6 protein-coding genes are annotated in these 21,083 nt (G+C 43.5%); all 6 read left to right on the top strand.

The window, feature by feature from the left end:
• Positions 1–259: 259 nt before the first annotated feature.
• The 6 genes from AAHH42_RS11725 (at position 260) to AAHH42_RS11750 (ending at position 21,062) form a co-directional block, all read left to right on the top strand.
• On the top strand, positions 260–2,413 hold the full coding sequence (locus AAHH42_RS11725; RefSeq protein WP_342221196.1) for a Tc toxin subunit A: 2,154 nt from the start codon (positions 260–262) through the stop codon (positions 2,411–2,413).
• Between the two features lie 55 nt (positions 2,414–2,468).
• Positions 2,469–7,046, top strand: a complete 4,578-nt coding sequence (locus tag AAHH42_RS11730) for a neuraminidase-like domain-containing protein (RefSeq protein WP_342221197.1) — start codon at positions 2,469–2,471, stop codon at positions 7,044–7,046.
• Between the two features lie 111 nt (positions 7,047–7,157).
• The gene (locus AAHH42_RS11735; protein ID WP_342221198.1) at positions 7,158–7,904 is read left to right on the top strand and encodes a Tc toxin subunit A; all 747 of its coding nucleotides are present in this window, start codon (positions 7,158–7,160) and stop codon (positions 7,902–7,904) included.
• 38 nt (positions 7,905–7,942) lie between these two features.
• Entirely contained in the window at positions 7,943–13,822 is a 5,880-nt protein-coding gene (locus AAHH42_RS11740) for a neuraminidase-like domain-containing protein (RefSeq protein ID WP_342221199.1), read from the top strand.
• Between the two features lie 68 nt (positions 13,823–13,890).
• Positions 13,891–18,192, top strand: coding sequence for a SpvB/TcaC N-terminal domain-containing protein (locus tag AAHH42_RS11745; protein WP_342221200.1), 4,302 nt, complete (start codon positions 13,891–13,893; stop codon positions 18,190–18,192).
• Positions 18,189–21,062, top strand: coding sequence for an RHS repeat-associated core domain-containing protein (locus AAHH42_RS11750; protein ID WP_342221201.1), 2,874 nt, complete (start codon positions 18,189–18,191; stop codon positions 21,060–21,062). The genes AAHH42_RS11745 and AAHH42_RS11750 overlap by 4 nt, the downstream gene beginning before the upstream one ends.
• The last annotated feature ends 21 nt before the right edge of the window (positions 21,063–21,083 follow it).

Here is a 21,083-nt window from a genome sequence, read left to right on the forward strand (position 1 = left end):
GATAACAGCCACCCTTTACCTGATGGCCGTGCAGTAAATGCCTGAAAAAAATTTTCCTCTCCGAGAAAAAAATCATTCCTGCGCGACGCAGAAATTGTATTAATGTGATAGGTAGTGCCACCTAGCTGTTAATAACACAGCGATTAATAATGGCTAGGTAGCACTCATCACTCTTTTTCGCCTGGTTTTAACTTGCTATTTGCTGAGACTTACAGCAGATGTTAAGCAGGCTATACAACAAAAATATAACAAGGATCTTATGAGTATCAGTGAATCTCTAGCAAAACTTAAATTTTATTCATTAAATGAAGTGGCACAAATCTCATTTAATGATTTTTTAGAAAAAACAAAGTTTTACTCCTTAGAAGAAAAAAACGCTCAAGTGCTTTATAACACAGCACTTGAAGAACAGAGTCAACAAAGAAACGCATTGACGCGTGCTAATCCGATGCTAAAGAACATTCCTAATATTATTTATACGGATGTATCACCACAGCATGAATATAACGAAAATTTTACTACCATCAAACATGATTATGCTGTTGCTGATACTCCCGCTTCCATGTTTTCAGTTTTCGCTTATCTGGCTGAATTATACCGTGAGGCATATGGACTACATGCTAAGCACTCACCCTACCATTTAGATAAGCGGCGGGCAGATTTAAAAACATTAGCGCTTAGTCAGGATAATAGGGATCAGGAAGTGAGCACCCTAACGCTTTCTAATGACATTTTATTGCAATACGTAAAAGAAAAAATGAAAGAAAAGGGCAGTACGCTTGATAGGAAAAATAAAAATGATATATATCGATTCCTCTATGAGAGAAAAATTTATACTAACGGTAATGTAAATCTTAATTACTATTTTAACTATCATTATGAAGTGATTGAATGGGCACTTAAAGCGCAAGGAACAACGGTCAGTCGCTTATTGGACAACCCTTTTTTCGCGAAAAGAATGATAAAAAGTAATCTAAATCCTTTATTACAAGAAAAAAATGATTTCCTTTTTTACCAGATAGTGACTACGCCTAAAAAAACAAAATATTATTATAAATTGACTGGTTTATCTTCAGAAATAATTGACGCTATCATTGATCCTGTATCTCAACATGAACAGTCAGATTTTGAAAAAGTAGAAAAAATAACCAGAATAAAAAACTACCAGGCGCGTTATCACATACCGGAAGAGCAAGCGTTTATTTTAGATAATAACACCATATTAATAACAAAAAATAATAATCACCAATCACCGAGTCAATTTGACCAATTATTTAATTCTCCACCCCTAAAGGGGGTTCGTTATGAACTCACAGGCGCACAAAAACGTACTCATGCGCCCTTAGAGGCCCAAGAATCGGCGGTATTAAGACAGGCATTGGCTGTCGATGAGAGAGAGCTGAGCATCATGTGCGAAATGCTGACTGATGCTGTCGTCTCTCAAATAACCTACCTGTCTGCGTTATATCGTATTCGGTTACTTGCGCGTATTCACGGACTCACTATTTCCGAACTCGCTATGCTGTTAAGAATGTTAGTCAATCCATCAAAGAGCCTAACCCTTTTTCCTATCGATATGAGCGATGATCAGTGCGCTGAGTTGATAGACAAACTCTATCAGCGCACTTATTGGCTGTGTGAGCAAGGATGGCGGGTTGATGAATTGTATGACATGACCACCACAGAATATAACGGTGTAAAGACGCTTGAAATCGAAACCTTAATTCAGACCGTCGCCATGGGTTTGAGTTCAGCACTTGCCCAGGAAAACCCTGAAACAACCATACAGGTATCAGAACAGATCGCCCCTTTTTTCCTCTCTTCATTGGCTTTGCCTTCGATAACAGTGGCTAATTTTTTACTGGCTTGGCTTGATAAATTAATTCCACACGCCAATCCAAGCAGTCTGATTATTAATGTCAATACATTTAGAAATGAAATAATAAAATGGAATCGAGATCATCTAGAAATCAATGAAAAAATGATCATTTTTTGTCAACGTTTACAACAGTTAGCACACATTTATCACCGTTTACAACTCAGTGAACCCGAATTATCGCTACTAGTCGAACAGCCTCATTTATTAGACGCTTCTCTCACATTAATCGGGCACAGCATCGCACATCTTGAATTATTAACCCGTATCCATAGCCAAATAATCTCACTCGGTGATCAGGTTCCTCAGGTGCTAATAGCCCTAAAGCAGCGCAATCTGACGGCGGCCATTTTGGCACCCATGATACAAATGGACAAAGAAACGCTACAACAGGCGGCTAAACAGGTCGATATTCAGCGAGCAGAAAGGGCAGAGAGAGGTTTCTCTTCTCGATCAAACGCTAGGAGCAGTAGAATCTACAAAAACAGAAGCGAAAAAATTAGCCGCCGATCTTCGGAAGATTGCGGATTCCCATGAGGATATGCGCTTCTCTGACTTTTCCAGCATCACAAATACGCTGGAATGGTTAACTATGGCACAAGAACTTGGTATTAAAACTGACGATTTACGCAAGCTACTCAGGTTATCAAATGTAGCATACTTTGCGGATTATCCGGATTGGCAAGCCGTCTCAACAGCGTTGCTCGCCGGGCAGGATGCGCAACAGAGCAGGAAGATCGCGCTTGAGCTTGATAAAATAGTCAGCAGAGGATTGAGTCATTACTATGTTGCTTCCCATGGAAGCCAAACTACACCACCCGTCATAACGCGCGACCAGGTTTACCAACATTTATTGATTGATAACCAGGTTTCAACCGAAGTGAAAACCAGCAAGATAGCAGCGGCCATTGCGGCTCTCCAGCTTTATATTAGCCGCGTCTTACAGCGTAAAGAAGAGGAAGGCTTAAATACAGATGTGTTGAATAAACCTTTCTTTCAAAATTGGGAGAATGGTAACGGTCGTTATAGCACTTGGGCTGCCGCGGCCAAGCTTCGTTATCAGCCGGAAAATTATATTGACCCACTACAGCGCCTTGAGCAGAGCCAAATGATGGATAACTTTCAGCAAGCGATTAGTGATGCTCAGCTGAATAATGAAATGATAGAACAGGCATTTAAAGCGTATCTAACAGAGTTTGAACAGATTGCTAATTTGTCGATTATCAGCGCTTATCACGATAGTGTTAGGAGTAATGAGGGATTGACTTATTTTGTCGGTGAAAATCCTAACGAAAAAGGGGCCTATTATTGGCGGCGTATTGATCAAAAACAATTTAGTCAGGGGAAATTCTTTGTTGGTGCCTGGAGTCAATGGAAAAAAATTGATTGTGCCGCTAATCCGGTTGCTAAATTGATCCGACCTGTGATCTATCAATCTCGTCTTTATCTGGTATGGATAGAAGATCAATGGGAAATGGCAGCAGATAATACTGATATCAGAAAACAGATAAAAATCAATAAACAAAAATTAAAAATCGCGTATCTTAATTATAATGGTAACTGGAGTTCAACGTTTTCATTCAATATTTTGGAAGAAAAACGGATTAAGAATTTAGGATTATCTTGTACAGAAGATAATGAAAAAAACATCATCGCAGTTTATCTTTATGAAAAACAGGACAGTCATTATAGTTTAACACCTGAGCATACAGTGGGTTATGCTATTTCTGAGAACATGATCTGTCATGTCATGTCTCATGAATCACTTATAGAATATTTTCCTCATGTAAAAAATGAATTTGATGTGCTTAATCAAAAGAATAAAAAAGTAAGTTATCCCTATCCTGGATTATACAACTATAGCATCACAGATAATCAAGATGAACTGATCAGTGGCCGTCTAAAACTGTCCAATGATATCGGGATAATAGACAGTATAGAATCTGAAAGAAATTTATTCGTAACATGTGAAAGTCATAAAAAAAATTATTTGAAATTATTTATCAAACCACGTTTGCAATTTGCACATAATTATTTTTCTGGTTATGAGGAATCGCAACATACGCTCATTGGGCTTATGGAAAAAATGGGGGAAGTTGGCCATGACAACTATATTTTTTATAAAATAGAAAATAAAAAGAAGCATCAGTCTGGCACCAAAATAACACTTGTCATCTGTCCGAATAAATGTACAGTTGGCATTTTTAATCCTTACTCCAGTCCCGATCCAACGAAAAATATTAAGTTGTATTTTTATGGCAGAGAAAACCCACTCTTCGAACCGATAATAATAAAACGCGGAAAAAATATTTTTCATATCTCTGAATTCAAATATCAATCTGAACGCCCGATACAATTTCAAACACCACAAAATGACATTATGAAATTTAATGAATGTGTTGAAATTAAACTGGCAGAAGAAAATATAGAATTTGATAATATTTTTTTTGAAACGAACTTTATTAAATCATCCAAAGAAATCAAACCCACTATTACCGATTTTTTTATATCGATGGGAAATCATCATAAGGAAAAAACTGACAATTTTTTTTCCGAGCTAGACAGCGATAGAATCGTCTTCGAATCCGATGAAATTGAATATATTATCGAAAATGCCCTGTTTTCTAGCGATATTTTTACAACCACCATCAGTATGAATTTTCATAAAGGTGCAGTGATAACCACCAAGGAATGGGCAATTAAAATTAAGCGCACACATAAAGCGGACACGTCGAGACTAAAAATTAATAACGATGCTGGTATACAATATTTGATATTGAATGAGGCTTACCGAGAACCCCTGAATACGAAATTTGCTAAAAAACTTGTCTCTCTGTCCACGCGAGGCATCGATGCGATATTAAATTTAGAAACACAAAAACAGGAGGAGATTTCCAGTAAAGCACAGAGGGATTTCCACGGTGCTAACGCTATCTATTTTTGGGAACTGTTCTACTACGTCCCTATGATGGTGATGAAACGTTTATTACAGGAACAACATTTTTCCCAGGCCAGTCGCTGGTTAAAATACGTCTATAATCCCGCTGGCTATGCCGAGGCACCGACTGATACTGGTGCATTGAGGCGTTGGAACGTGCTTCCCTTACACGTCGACGAAAAGAAGAATAATTTAGAAAGCAGTGGTGGCAGAGATCCCGATGCCATCGCTCAGGCGGAACCTATTCATTATCGTATTGCGACTCTCATGCTTTATCTCGATTTATTGCTTGAACGCGGTGATCATGCTTACCGTCAATTAGAGAGAGACAGCTTGGTAGAAGCGAAAATGTGGTATATGCAAGCACTGGATTTATTAGGTGAAAAGCCGGTGCTTAAAGCGTTTATTTGGAATGAGGAAACCACGCTCAAGCAGGCAAGTCTGGTCACTGACACAGAAGAAGATTATTCCTTACCACAGGGAGCATCATTAACAGTGATACCAGGAGAACAACTGTTTTTACCAGAAGAAAATACCAAATTCAGACGCTATTGGCGTATTTTTGAACATCGCTTATACAACCTACGTCACAATCTGACCCTCGATGGCGCACAGTTGTCACTGCCTTTCTACGCAACGCCACCGGATCCACGCACGTTGCACTCAGCAAGTCTTTCCTCTTTACAAGGTATTGTGAGTTTACCCACGCAGAGTGTTGAGCGGCCGATGTTACAACGTTTTCCACAGATGCTCGATCACGCCCGGGAAATGGTATTACAGCTGATGCAATTTGGCTCCACCCTACTGAACGTTATCGAGCGTAAAGATGCAGAAGCGTTAAACGAGCTATTACAGACTCAGGCTCTGGCACTGATGACGACCAGCATCCAGTTACAAGATAAAACCCGAGAAGAATTGCAACAGGACTTGACCGCACTGAACCTCAGTGTAGCCGGGGCCACTGCCCGCTATAAACATTATGATGAGTTGTATGAAGAAAACATCAATCCTGGTGAGCAAAGTGTAATGGATTTATCTGCCGATGCGTCATCAGTGATGACAGTCGCACAAGGGTTCAATACGACTGCGGCGGTGCTAGACATGGCACCTAATCTTTTTGGTGCCTCGAATGGGGGTTGCAAATGGGATGGATTAGCCAGAGGTATGGCGCTGAGCGCTGAAATTGTTGCCGCTAGATTGAGGGTAGCTGCCGATAAAACCTCACAATTTGAGATGTATTGTCGCCGTCGTGAAGAATGGGATCTCCAACGCAAGAGTGCGCAATCAGAAATTGATCAGCTAACCGCACAGATTAATGGGACGGAGATCCGTATACAGTCAGCGGATAAACAGAAAGAATATTTGGAGGCCCAACAGAAACAGATTCAGGAGCAGTTACTATTTCTACAAAGTAAATTCAGTAATCAAAAACTTTATCATTGGTTACGCGGTCAGTTAACGGCAATCTATAAAGGGTTCTATGACCAAACCCTCTCGCGTTGTCAGATGTCAGAGCGCGCTTGGTTGTGGGAAACCGCTCAAGAACCACAAAATTTTATCCCCGCAGGTGCCTGGCAAGGTATTTATGCGGGGCTACTCAGTGGTGAAATATTGATGTTGAACTTGACTCAAATGGAAACCGCGTATTTACAGTGGGACAACAGAGCGTTGGAAGTGGAACGAACTGTTTCTTTAGCGCAAGTGTATAACCAGCAAGCTTTGGGTGAAAATAAATTTGATTTGGCAAAAGAGATCAAAGAATTGATTACCAACCCGGAAACTAAAACGCGAGGTAAAGACCAAAATACATTGCAAATTAATGGCAAGACCTTGTCTGCGTCAGTCAATATCCACGGGCTACAAATCAGCAAAGATTATCCTGTCGCCCTGTTACCAGGTAAAGGCCTGAAGAAACGCCTTATCAAGCAAATCAGCGTCAGTTTGCCGATGCTGCTAGGCGCTTATCAGGATGTTCAGGCTACGTTAAGTTACCAAGGTTCGTGCCAGTTGCCAAAGGGCTGTACCGCCATCGCAGTCTCACGAGGCATCAATGACCACGGTCAGTTTCAATTGAATTTCAATGACGAAAAATACCTCCCATTTGAAGGTATCGATATCGAAGATCCTGGCGCGCTAGTGCTTCGTTTCCCTAATGCGACCTCGAAACAAAAACAGCCATTGCAAAGTTTAAACGATATCATTTTGCATATTCGTTACATTATTTGTGATTAACGATTTTGTAAAAAGTCCAGGGTACAGAGCAAGTCTACATTCAAATCCCTATTTGCTGTGATCCACAGCAAATACTAAATCGGCTATACGAAAAAATATAATAAGGATTTTATGAACATTAATGATTCCCTAAAACAAATTAAGCTTTCTTCATTAAATGAAGTGGCAGAAATGCCGTTTAATGATTTTTTGGAAAAGGCAGAATTTTACCAACTCGATTGGCAAGATACGCAAGTGCTGTATGATACCGCGATTGAAAATCAGAACCGACTGAGAAAAACATTGACGCGTGCTAATCCGGAAATAAATATCGGACGGATTATCAGCGAATATAAACCACCCACGGAGAAGCCGACATATGATTCGAGTTTTCTCTCACTTCAGCACGGATACGCTGTGCCTGGTACTGCCGCCTCTATGTTTTCAGCGCCTGCTTATCTCTACAAATTATACCATGAAGCACGTGCACTACATGCTCACTCATCAGACTACCATTTAGATAAACGGCGGCCAGATTTAAAAACACTCGAGCTTAGCCAGGAAAATATGGATCAGGAAGTGAGTACTTTAACGCTGTCTAATGATATTTTATTACAAAAGCTTATAGAAAAAAGGGAGCAGGATCCGTCAGCCGATGGGAATAAAGGTGACATATATGAATATTTTTCTACCAAGAGCGATTTTCATTATGCCAAGGAAATAATTTATCAGGTATTACACGCGCGTGAAATAAACGTTAAACGCTTAATGGAAGAAATGCCTTTGGCAAAAGAAATAGATCAAGACATTCTTTTATGTACAGAATTAACCCTGACGCCATTGCGATTGAATAGCGTAAAAAAAGACATAAAAAAATAGCATCTTATTATAAAGAAAGGGGCTTATCTGCAAAAATAATGGATCCTATCCTTGGATCTTCAACACTTCCTGGATCTTTGATACTTGAAAAATTAAATAAAATAGCCAGAATAAAAAAATACCAGGATCGCTATAACATACCGGAAGAGCAAGCATTTATCCTAGAGAATAATTCCATATTAACAACCCGAAGTCAGCATGATCCAAGATCACCAAGCCAATTTGACCAATTATTTAATTCGCCACCCTTAAAGGGGGTTCGTTATGAACTCACAGGCGTGGAAAGATGCACTGATGACGCCTTAGAAGCCGAAGAAGCTGCGGTATTAAGACAGGCATTGGCTGTCGATAAGAGAGGGCTGAGCATCATGCGTGAGATGCTGACTTCTGATACTACCGTGTCTCAAATCACCTACCTGTCTGCATTGTATCGTATTCGGTTACTCGCGCGTATTCACGGACTTACTGTTTCTGAACTCGCTATACTGTTGAAAATGTTAGGTAATCTATCAGAAAATCCAATCACTTTCTCCATAGAAATGAGCGATGATCGATGCGCTGCGTTGATGGAGAAGCTCTATCAACTCACTTATTGGCTGCGTGAGCAAGGATGGCGGGTTAATGAACTGTATGACATGACCACCACAGAATATAACGGTGAAAAGACGCCTGAAATCGAAGCATTAATTAACACCATCGCCATGGGTTTAGATTGGGTACCTGCTCAGGCAGAACCTGAAACAGCCATACAGGTGTCAGAACAGATCGCTCCTTTTATTGCCTCTTCATTGGAACTGTCTTCAGAAACAGTGGCTTGCTGTTTGTTAAATTGGCTTGATAAATTAATTCCACAAACGGCTCCAGACGATCTGATTATCAATGTCAATACATTCAGAGATGAAATAATAAAATGGAATCAAGATCATCGAGAAATCAATGAAAAGGTGATCATTTTTTGTCAACGTTTGCAACAGTTAGCATTCATTTATCGCCGTTTACAACTCAGTGAAGCCGAACTATCGCTACTCGTCGAGCAGCCTCACTGTTTGGATCGATCCCTCACATTAATTAAGAACAACATCACCGATCTGCAATTATTAACCCGTGTTCACCGTCAAATAACCTCATTCGGTGATCACGCATCCCAGGTGCTAATGGCATTAAAGCAGCGGAACCTGACGGCGGATAAGTTGACGGATAGGTTAGCGCTTACAATGCAGACAGACATAGAAACGCTACAACAGGCCGCTAATCTGGCTGATTATACCGATTCCTCGCCCTTTATTGATATCTTAAGCATTATCGGCACCGTACAATGGTTAAATACCGCACAATGGCTCAATATTGACACCAATACCTTGCGTCAACTCATCGATCTCAATGCCCTGTCAACCTATCAGGACTGGCAAGCAGTCGCGACGGCTTTATTGACGGGACTGAATAAACAACAAGCCGAGAAGGTAAATATTCAGCTTGATGAAGGATTAAGCACCGCCCTGAGCGAGCACTCTATTAATTTTTACTCTGTTGTCGATGAGCCGAGGTTAAATACCCTGACCACCCGCGACCATCTCTACCAATATTTATTGATTGATAACCAGATTTCGGCGGAAGTGAAAACCAGCAAAATCGCGGCGGCCATCGCTGCTCTCCAGCTCTATATTAATCGGACTTTACAACGTCAAGAGAAAGCGGGCTTAAATACAGACATATTAAATAAACCTTTCTTTCAAAATTGGGAGAGCATTAACTGTCGTTATAGCACCTGGGCTGCCACGGCCAAGCTTCGTTATCAACCAGAAAATTATATTGACCCACTACAGCGCCTTGGGCAAAGCCAAATGATGGATAATTTTCAGCAAGCGATTAGCGAGACTCAGCTGAATAATGAAGTGATAGAACAGGCATTTAAAGCGTATCTGACCGAATTTGAACAGATCGCGAATTTATCGATTATCAGTGCTTATCACGACAATGTGAATAGTAACGAGGGATTGACTTATTTTGTCGGTGAAAATCCGGATGAAAAAGGGATCTATTATTGGCGGCATGTTGATCAAAAACAATTCAGTAAGGGGAAATTCTTCATTGGTGCCTGGAGTCAATGGAAAAAAATTGACTGCGCGGTTAATTCAATGGATCAACTGATCCGTCCGGTGGTCTATCAATCACGTCTTTATCTGGTATGGATAGAGAAACGTCAGGAAACGGAAATAGATCAAGATGATGATAAAAAAAGCAACAGTGTCAACAAATATAAATTAAATGTGGCGCATCATCGTTATGATGGTAATTGGAGTTCCTCTATTGAATTCCCAATTGAATTTTTTCAATCAGGACCCGGTGAAAAAGCGGAAGAATTATTTTTTAATGATAAAGCAAAAGTAGGTATCTATTGCGCCGAAGACATTAAAAATAAAAAAATAGCGATTCTTTTTTATAAAAAAGGTGAAAAAAATATAAAGCAAGGTTTTTTTATTTCTGATGAAATGGTCTGTGATAAAATTGAAAATAGTGCATTACAGATACACTTTGACAGTATAAAAAACCAGCTCGATACAGACAATACGATAAAAGTTAATAAGTGCTACTCTTCACCTTATCATTATGCCGCCGAAATCAACGGACAAGAAAATACCGTAAATCATAACGGATTCAGTCTTATAGTAAAAAACAGTCTGTCTTCTATAAAAATTGGACAGATTCATGAAACATTGAAAATATTTTTCAGAGTGGGCGTCAGCGTTGCGTATCAAGGGGGAGATCCGCATCAAACAGAACTGATGAAATTACTGTCTCCTCATGGCGGGGAATTTGCTCTTTCTACGTTAAATGATCAAGTTACAGACAGACCAATGATAAAAGTTGTTATCTCTTTAGATAAGATGAAAATAGGCATTTATCATTATTTTCATGCCTCCGATGTCAAAATTGAATTCTATCGGCAGGTAACAGAAAAGGTAGAGCATCTTGAGGTCACTACGCAAAAAATTATTTTTAGGCCCGTCATGCTTAAGGCTCTCTATAGCATTTACGACGTTAATGAATTTATGTTAGACCCTCACTTTGCAATAGACGTAGAAGGGACGCCAGAAAATAAAATTAATTTCTTAACTCAATCCTTTTCTTATTTTGTACGTGAAGGAGATGAAAAAGATACACACCTTAATCTTGTACAAAAAATGATAAGAATCGATACCCGGATTCATGGTATAAAGACGTCATTCAATGATAAAAAAGAAAACAATGCCGTCTCATTTAACGAAAAAAATAACCGTTACCAAACGGATGAAATAAGCATAGGGGTTGCTGCTATCACTAGTGATACCGCTATCCAGGTGCCTTTTGAGGTTAAAATAGGAACCACACCTTATACACAAAATCTGACTATTCCTATTACTTATCGCGCCGTCGGTGACAATAAAATATTTGATCTACATAAAGACGTTAATGGCGTGCAATATATGAAGTACAGTGGTCACCGTGTACACCTTAATACACGCTTTGCCAAAAAATTGACTTCCTTAGCCAATCGTAGCATCGACGCAGTATTAAATCTGGACACACAAAAACAGGAGGATATTTCTGGTCAGGAGCGGATAGAATTTCGCGGTGCCAATGCGCTTTACTTCTGGGAACTGTTCTACTATCTACCCATGATGGTCATGCAACGTTTGTTACAGGAACAACATTTTAGCCAAGCCAGTCGCTGGTTAAAATATGTCTATCATCCTGCGGGCTATATTAAAGCACCTGCTCGTCATATTGGCCGCAATAGTAAGACAGAGTATTGGAATGTGCTTCCTTTACAGGACGCCAATGATGGACGTGTTAATAATTTAGAAAACAGCGGGGGCACAGACCCAGATGCTATCGCTCAGGCAGACCCTCTCCATTATCGTATTGCGACCTTTATGCGTTATCTCGATTTGTTGCTCAAGCGCGGTGATCATGCCTACCGTCAATTAGAGCGGGATACCCTGGTAGAAGCACAAATGTGGTATATGCAAGCACTGGATGTCTTGGGTGAAGAACCTGAACCTAACATGGTTATTTGGCAAAATCCCACACTGGATCCCAGCACCAGGCCAGCACAACAGGCAGAGCGATCTGCTCCATCGTTATCCATGACAACATCAGAAATAAGGTACCCTTTCTATCCACAAGAAAATATCAAACTTAGAAGCTACTGGCCTATTTTTAAAAGACGTTTGTACAATTTACGTCACAATTTGACCATTGACGGCATACCCTTACCCTTGCCTCTCTACACAAATCCCCTCGAACCCAGCGTGTTACGCGGAGCACTCTTTTCCTCTCCGCAAGACGTTTCTAGCATACCGACACAAGACATTGAACCGCGGATGCTACAACGCTTTCCTCAGATGCTAAATCACGCACGGGGGATGGTGTCACAATTGATGCAGTTTGGCGCCACCCTGCTGAACGTTATCGAACGCAAAGACGCAGAAGCGTTAAACGCGTTACTACAAACACAAGCTAAGGCATTAATGGTCACCAGTATCCAGCTACAGGATAAAACACAAGCAGAATTGCAGGAAGAATTGACCGCACTGAACAGCCGTCTGACAGGGACTAGGGTCCGTTTTGAACACTATCATAATCTGTATGAAAGAAACATCACCCAAGGTGAGCAAAGTGCGATGGATTTACGTACTGGCTCATCATCGGCAACGATGGCTGCACAAACACTCCATATGACGGCGGCAGGGCTGGCAATGGCGCCGAATATTTTTGGCTTATCCAATGGCGGTATGCGATGGGGAGCATTGGCGACAGGCATGGCACAGAAAGCCGAAATGGTCGCGTCAGGATTGATGACAGCTGCCGATAGAACCTCGCAATTTGAGATGTATCGCCGCCGTCGTGAGGAATGGGATATTCAACGTGAGAGCGCAAGGTTAGAAATTGATCAGTTAACCGCACAGATTAATGGATTAAATATTCGTATCCAAGCGGCGGATATGCAAAAAAAATACTTAGAGATGCAACAAGCACACATCCAGGATCAATTATCACTCCTACAGAGTAAATTCAGTAATCAAAAGCTCTATAGTTGGTTGCGCGGGCAATTAATGACCATTTATCAAGGATTCTATGACCAAACACTCTCACGTTGTCATATGGCAGAACGTGCTTGGCTGTGGGAAACCGGGAAAGACTCCCACAAATTTATCAAAGCAGGAGTCTGGCAAGACACTTATGCGGGGCTACTCAGTGGCGAAAAACTGATGCTGAATTTGGCTACAATGGAAACAGCTTATTTACAGTGGGAAGCCAGGGCGTTGGAAGTGGAACGTACTGTTTCTTTGGCGGAGGTGTATAAAGGATTGGCCTTTGAACGCGGCTTTGATTTAGCAGAAAAAATTACGTGGTTGCTGACCAGTAAAATCCCTGAGCCCCAAAGCGGTTCTGATCCTCAAGACACCCCATCGTCGCTTTTTCCCGAAGATGATGAAAAACATCAGCTGAAAATTGAAAACGGGATTTTATCTGCTTCGATCACGCTCTCGGCGCTCAATATCGGTGATGATTACCCCGATGAAGTATTACCGGGCAGTAACCACAAAAAGCGTATCAAACAAATCAGTGTCAGTTTACCGATGCTATTAGGCCCTTATCAGGATGTTCAGGCAACCCTAAGTTACCTGGGTACGACCCCACTTCCGAAAGGTTGTACCGCCATTGCGGTATCACGTGGTATGAATGACAGTGGACAGTTTCAACTGGATTTCAATGACGGAAAATACCTGCCTTTTGAAGGTATCAACATCAATGATCCTGGCACGTTAGTGCTGCGTTTCCCCAACGCGACCGAATCCGGACATAAACAGCACCTGTTGTTACAAAGCTTAAACGATATCATTTTACACATTCGTTATACCATTCGTGATTAAACTTCTTACAAAATAAATAACACATCACTCAATAAAACAGGCCTCTTTTGGCCTGTCAGGGATCTGCTATGCAAAATTCAAAACAGGGCATCAAAGTTACTGAACTTTCCTTGCCAAAAAGTGGTGGCACCGTACAAGGCATGGGTGAAACACCCGGAACTATCACATCAGGCGGAAGTGCCACCTTTACATTACCACTACCGGTTTCAAAGGGGCGAGGCTATGCACCCGACCTAGCGCTCAGTTATAACAGCGATACCGGTAACGGGGTTTTTGGCCTAGGTTGGCAAGTGGGGATCATGACGATCCGACGCCGTAGTAATAAAGGTGTACCAAGTTATACCTCACAGGACGATTTTATCGGTCCAGACGGTGAAGTATTGATTGTTCAGAAAACGGCTGATGGCCAGCCCGACAGTCAGAATCATATTGTTGAATGCCAAGGTATCCCCCTAAGCGAAAGTTTTACCGTTACCCGTTATCGACCGCGTGTTGAAAGAGCGTTTAGCCGTATCGAATATTGGCAGCCGATGGACGAAAGCCCAACACGACCGTTTTGGCTCGTCTACACAGCCGATGGCCAGCTACATTGTCTGGGCAAAAACGCCAGCGCCCGGATCGCCGATCCCGCAGATAACCGCCGTGTTGCTATTTGGCTACTCGAAGAGTCGGTCTCACCGACAGGTGAACATATTTGTTATACCTACCGTGCAGAAGATGATACGACAGATTCAGCGCAACAGTATCTCTCACATATCTATTACGGTAACCTCGCAGCGAAAGAGGCATTATTTTCCTGGGATACACAGGTACCTACTGCCGATAACTGGCTATTTACACTGGTGTTTGATTATGGCGAACGATCTTTCAGCGTGAAAGACCGCCCTACCTTTAATACCGAGATAAGCTGGCCAGTGCGTCTTGACTGTTTTTCTCGCTATGAATACGGTTTTAACCTACGTACCCGGCGACTTTGTCACCAAATATTGATGTTTCATCGCTTAAAAGCACTCAGTGGTGAGGAAAACGTCACCGACGAAACGCCGGCATTAGTCAGTCGATGGCTATTAGCCTACGAACAAAATACCGCGGTGACAACCTTGGTTTCTTGTCGCCATCTTGCTCACGAAGAAACGGGGAACCCTTGTGCCCTCCCCCCGCTAGAATTTGGCTATCAAACTTCTCAACCAACAATAACCTCGTCTCCGTGGCAACCCATTTCTTGGCAACAAAGCAACGGATTGAATGGATTCCAAGACGGGCGAAATTACCAGCTGGTTGATCTGTATGGCGAAGGAATACCCGGGATCCTGTATCAGGATCAGGGAGCATGGTGGTATCGGGCACCACAGCGTGACGGTGAAGTGACACCAGAAAATGACACTGTCACTTATTCTGCCGCCACCCGTTTGCCTCAGATCCCCTCTTTACGTGACGGTGCACGTTTGATGGATATGACAGGCAGTGGCCGCCTCGATTGGGTCGTCACTCAGGCTAACATCGCCGGTTACTACGGCATACGCGCGGATAAAACCTGGACTCACTTTACCCCCTTATCCGCCTTGCCCAGTGAATTTTTCCACCCCGCTGCGCAACAGGCAGACCTAATGGGTCATGGATTGTTTGATCTGGTGTTGATTGAGGGCAACAGTGTCAGAGTTTATGCTAACCAGCGGGATGGTTTTTCTAAGAGTCAGGGGATCACGCTACCGGAAGGTGTTAGCCTACCTACACCCACAGACAGCCTAACATGGTTAGCATTCAGTGATGTATTAGGCTCTGGACAACCTCATTGGGTACAAATACGACACGATGGCGTCACCTGTTGGCCGAATTTAGGTCAGGGACGTTTTGGGCAACCGATTACTCTGCCTGGTTTTGAGCAACCTCGTGCGACTTTTCAGCCCAATTACGTATTTTTAGCCGATCTCGACGGCTCAGGGCTACCTGATCTGGTGTATGCCCAGTCAGACCGTCTGCTCATTTATTGCAATCAGAGTGGTAACCACTTTGCAGAACCGAAAATATTGCTGCTGCCCCCCGACATCCGTTATGACGACAGCTGTCAGATCACACTCGCCGATATCCAGGGGCAAGGTGTCACCAGTGTGATCCTCAGTCTCTTCCATCCAACACCGCGTCACTGGCGCTGTGATTGGGTACAGAAGAAGTCTAACTTGCTCACCGACGTCAATAATAACCGTGGGATGCGTTATCAGCTGCAGTATCGCAGTTCCGCTCAATGTTGGCTGGATGAAAAAGCCACCGTAAAAGCGCAACCTCATGCCAGTGATTTACCTTTCCCTCTTCATCTATTGACTAAAATTTGCACTGAAGATGAGATCACCGGCAATCGCTTAACCCAAGTTGCGTCTTACTCCCAGGGTGTCTACGATAACCGAGAACGCGAATTTCGTGGTTTTGGTCGCGTAGACACCTGGGATACCGAAACGTTAGGCAATGGAGCGAACACCAAACAGAGTCGCACCTGGTACCATACGGGACAAACGCAGGACGAAACCCGTCATCAGCACGAATTTTGGGCAAAAGACAGCCATGCCTTTCCCCGTAAAGCAACATTATTCACCACATTTAACCGTGATCAAGACCAGCCAACCACACCGACAGAAGAAGCATATTGGCTATACCGTGCGCTCAACGGCAGCATGTTACGCACTGAAGTCTATGGACTGGATGGCGATCTGTCCGATAAAAACAGCAAAGCCAGTACTCCCTACACCGTCAGCGAATCACGTTATCAAGTACGACGTATTCAAGCCTCGATGCCGTCCCCAGAGAGGAAAAATCTGTCTATCGTCGTACTGCCTTTATTGATTGAGCAACGTGACTATTATTACGAACGAATCATCAGTGATCCCCAATGTCAGCAACAGATCTTGTTTCAATCGGATGAATGGGGCTACCCCTTGCACAGTGCCACCCTTCACTATCCAAGAAGGCCGCGCGCAACCGAAAGTCCCTATCCAACCGATCTGCCGCTCACCAGCTGGTCGAGCAGTTATGACCAACAACAAGAGGTATTACGTTCGACAGTCACTCGGCAACGGTGGCATCATCTGACCACGCAGGGTGTATGGCGATTAGGGCTTCCTGATTTGCAGCAAACCGATATCTTACACTATGCCCAAGATCAAATACCTGAGCAGGGTTTATCAAGAGAGGTGCAACCACTCAACCCAGAGCACAAGACATCAACCTTCGCCGGGCAACAGCAGATATTTTATACCGCCAACCAATCGGATAGACCATTGGAAAAACCCACGGTGCAAGCGTTAGTCGCTTTTACTGAAACCGCCGTGCTAAATGAACGTACCTTAACCGCATTTGCTGATAAATTAACAGGGGAAGCCCTTGAGCGGCAGTTAGTGGCAGCGGGTTACTTACCGGCCAGCGCACAATTTTCCCCGAGTGAGAAAATTTGGCTGATCCGTCAAGGCCAAACCGACTATGCAAACAGCACGGGTTTTTATCGCCCATTGAGACAATGCAGCACTTCATTGATGGGTAAAAGCACACTAACCTGGGATAAATACTACTGTGTAATAAAAAAAATAACAGACAGTGTCGGTCAGATGACTGAAGCCGACTACGACTATCGTTTCTTAACACCCTTTCAAATTAAAGATTTGAACGACAATACGCATTGGGCCCAATTTGATGCCCTGGGACGCCTATGCGCCAGCGGCTTTTACGGCATTGAAGAGGGAATCGCTGTCGGATTTCCCAAGCCGGAACCCGGGCAATTTCATCTACCCAGGACAGTAGATGAAGCCTTGGCATGGACAGGCCCTCTGCCTGTCGCCCAATTCCACGTTTTTGCTGTCGATTCGTGGATGATGAAAGAGCCTCATCGATTACCACCACATATTGCCACCGTGGTGACCGATCGTTATGTCGACAATGCACCACAAAAACTCAGCCAGCAAGTGATGTTCAGCGACGGTTTTTGTCGCCTGCTACAAACCTCAGTGCGCCATGAGGCGGGCACGGCTTATCAACGTCACAGTGAGGGCGCCCTGATGCAAACAGCGCCCCAGTTTACTGCGCGCCGCTGGGCGGTCACCGGACGCAAGGAATACGATCATAAAGGTCAGCCGGTGCGCATTTATCCCCCTTACTATCTCGATGATTGGCGTTACGTCAATGATGACAGCGCGCGTGAAAACCGTGTTTCTGATGTAGTTTATTATGACCCACTCGGGCGCGAGATACAGAAGATTGATACGAAAGGTTACCTGAGTCGGACACGTTTCTTTCCTTGGTTTACCGTGCACGAGGACGAAAATGATACCGCCGCGGAGGTATTGGAAAAAAGACAGCAAAATATGACGGAGACGCCAGGATCATGACAACACATTTTAACCCCAACCTATACCGTGGCACGCCTACTATTAAGGTAGTAGATAACCGCGGGTTAGCCGTGCGTGAACTGCAATACAATCGCACCAGCGAACAAGAAAGCGTAAAAGAAGGCATTAGCCGCAGTGAATATAATGCCGAGGGGCATGTGATCAACCATATCGACCCTCGGTTATATCACGCGCAATTAACACAGTTATCGATAAAACCTAACTTCACTTACCAATCTGACCTGGTTGGCAATGCGCTGTACACTGACAGTGTTGATGCCGGTTGTCAGATGATACTCAAGGACATTGAGGGTCGTCCCGTGTGGAAAAGAGAAGCGCGTGGCACAGAACAGCGCTGGCAATATGAAACAGGAAAAAATGGACGTCTCCTGGCGGTGTCTGAGCAGCCAGTAGGGGGCACGGCGGATCGGGTGATTGAACGTTTTATCTACGCGCCAGTGAACGAAGAAAATAAAAAATACAATTTGTCCGGCCGATTGTTGCACCACTACAACACGACAGGTGTCAACACCTTGAGAAGTGTGGCGTTAACCGGCCAGCCGTTACGTGAAGCATGTCAGCTACTCCGTAATATCGATCAGCCGCTGGACTGGCGGGGAGAAGATCAAACCACCTGGAATACCTTGTTAGCAGAAGAGACGTTCACCACCCGCAACCGCTATAACGCCGCGGGCAAGCCGATCACGCACATCGATGCGAAAGGGAATCAGCAAGGTTTGGTGTACGATGTGGCAGGCCAACTGCAAGCAAGCCGGTTAACGATACATAATCAACCCGAACAACGCATAGTCGATTCATTAACCTACTCAGCCGCCGGACAAAAATTGTGCGAAATCAGTGGTAATGGGGTGAAAACCGAATACCGCTACGACCCACAGAACTTACGGCTCATCAACAGCAAAACCACACGGCAAAGTGATAGAAAAATTCTACAAGACTTACACTACCAACACGATCCCGTTGGCAATATTCTCAGTATTGAAGATCACGCGATTAACCGCCGATTTTACAAAAATCAGGAAATAAAAGCGCAAAGCCGCTACAGCTACGATGCACTCTATCAACTGAGCACAGCGACAGGTCGTGAGTCGTATGGACAAAGGAACCCACAAGTTGTTACGCCACCGCCCCTCATTGGCGATCAAAATCGCACGGTCAACTACAGCCGTGAATACACCTACGACAGCGGAGGGAATTTAATTCAGATCCAGCATCATGGCGCGAATCGGTATACCACCCATATCAACGTTTCTCAGCAATCTAATCACGCACTGTTTCAAGATGGCGATGAGCGGCAATCACATCAGATAGAATCGCTTTTCGATGCGGCAGGCAATCAACAACAACTGCAATATCACGCCGAAAAATTAATGTGGAATAGCCGTAATCAACTACAGCAGGTCATACGTGTTAACCGTGATGGAAACCCCGATGATGTAGAAAAGTATCACTATGACAGCACGGGGCGACGGGTGATCAAACAACAGTTCACATTGACCGGTGGAACACTGTCTCAGAAAAAAGTGGTCTACCTGTCTGGCCTGGAACTGCATACAAAAAAGAGGGGCGATGAGATAAAAGAATCACTGCAGGTGATCAATGTGGGTGTCGCGGGGCAGGCACAAGTACGCGTACTCCATTGGGAAACGCCCCCACCGCATGGGATCCAGAATAACTCCCTTCGCTACAGCTACGACAACTCGATTGGCAGCAGTCAACTGGAACTGGACGGTGACGGTAATCTTATCAGCCAGGAAGAATATTACCCCTTTGGTGGCACCGCACTGTGGGCAGCACGCAGTACAATCGAAGCCAGTTACAAAACCCTGCGTTATTCGGGTAAAGAGCGGGATGCTTCAGGGCTTTACTACTACGGTTACCGTTATTACCAACCGTGGATCGGCCGCTGGCTCAACGCTGATCCTGCTGGCACCATCGATGGCCTAAACTTATATCGCATGGTCAGGAATAACCCTGTGTTATTGTCTGACCAAGATGGATTAGCACCCCCAATCGATATTAATCATAAAGAGGGTCTCCAGGCTTTTACCGGGTTCGCCAACCATGTAAAAGGAACACTGCACATCCCTTTCCGTGACAGAACATTAAACGAACTAGCACAACCATTTTATAAAGAAATGGTAAACCAACACGACGAGGATTTAGGCAAATTGTTCATAGAAGCTCTGGAACAACAAAATGAATCATCCAGGAGTATCGTTGCCGAATATCATAAATTTGCTGAGCAAGGCGATATTATGCAGGCAGCGTCCCCTCAACAGACAGCGAATATGGTAGGCGTAACAGTAAACTTTCTGACAGACGTACACAATGGAGGCGAAAAAACAAAGAGCATTCGTACAGATCTTGAACACAAGAAAAGAATAAAACCTGCTCTGGCGGCAACATTTACAGATCAGATGGTACGTGATGGCCTATTGCTAAGAAAAATAGTGAAATGCCGTAATACCCTGTATGCAACCCTTGAGTCAAAAGGAGAAATCGTACAAGAATTCACGGCATTTTCTGGTGACTTTGACCCGCTAACTTATCGATTCCACAATTTAAACTCAGAGGTTCACTATATTCACGGCAGTGAGCGAGACGAAAATCCTGCTAAGTTATATCCGATTTCTACCATGGGCGGGGAACAACCGGTTTCGAGAAGTACGGATACTGAAACAAAATTGTTAGAAGCCGTGCACCACTATATCGGTATGAATCCAGGAGATTATACATTGAATATCACGTCAACCCTGAGGCCCTGCCATTCCTGTGCAGCCATGCTCGCCAAGTTTTCTAACGACCATAGAATGAAAATTAATATGTTTTATGTAGATGGTAAATAAATAGCCGACGATACGTCTTTT

It is taken from the genome of Candidatus Fukatsuia endosymbiont of Tuberolachnus salignus, assembly GCF_964030845.1.
GTDB classification, from domain to species: Bacteria; Pseudomonadota; Gammaproteobacteria; order Enterobacterales; family Enterobacteriaceae; genus Fukatsuia; species Fukatsuia symbiotica.

Bases quoted from the DNA above. Each gene is read 5' to 3' on its own strand.
- AAHH42_RS11740 (WP_342221199.1), top strand. From the start codon at position 7,943: ATGGATCCTATCCTTGGATCTTCAACACTTCCTGGATCTTTGATACTT.
- AAHH42_RS11750 (WP_342221201.1), top strand. From the start codon at position 18,189: ATGACAACACATTTTAACCCCAACCTATACCGTGGCACGCCTACTATT.
- AAHH42_RS11735 (WP_342221198.1), top strand. From the start codon at position 7,158: ATGAACATTAATGATTCCCTAAAACAAATTAAGCTTTCTTCATTAAAT.
- AAHH42_RS11745 (WP_342221200.1), top strand. From the start codon at position 13,891: ATGCAAAATTCAAAACAGGGCATCAAAGTTACTGAACTTTCCTTGCCA.
- AAHH42_RS11725 (WP_342221196.1), top strand. From the start codon at position 260: ATGAGTATCAGTGAATCTCTAGCAAAACTTAAATTTTATTCATTAAAT.
- AAHH42_RS11730 (WP_342221197.1), top strand. From the start codon at position 2,469: ATGGCACAAGAACTTGGTATTAAAACTGACGATTTACGCAAGCTACTC.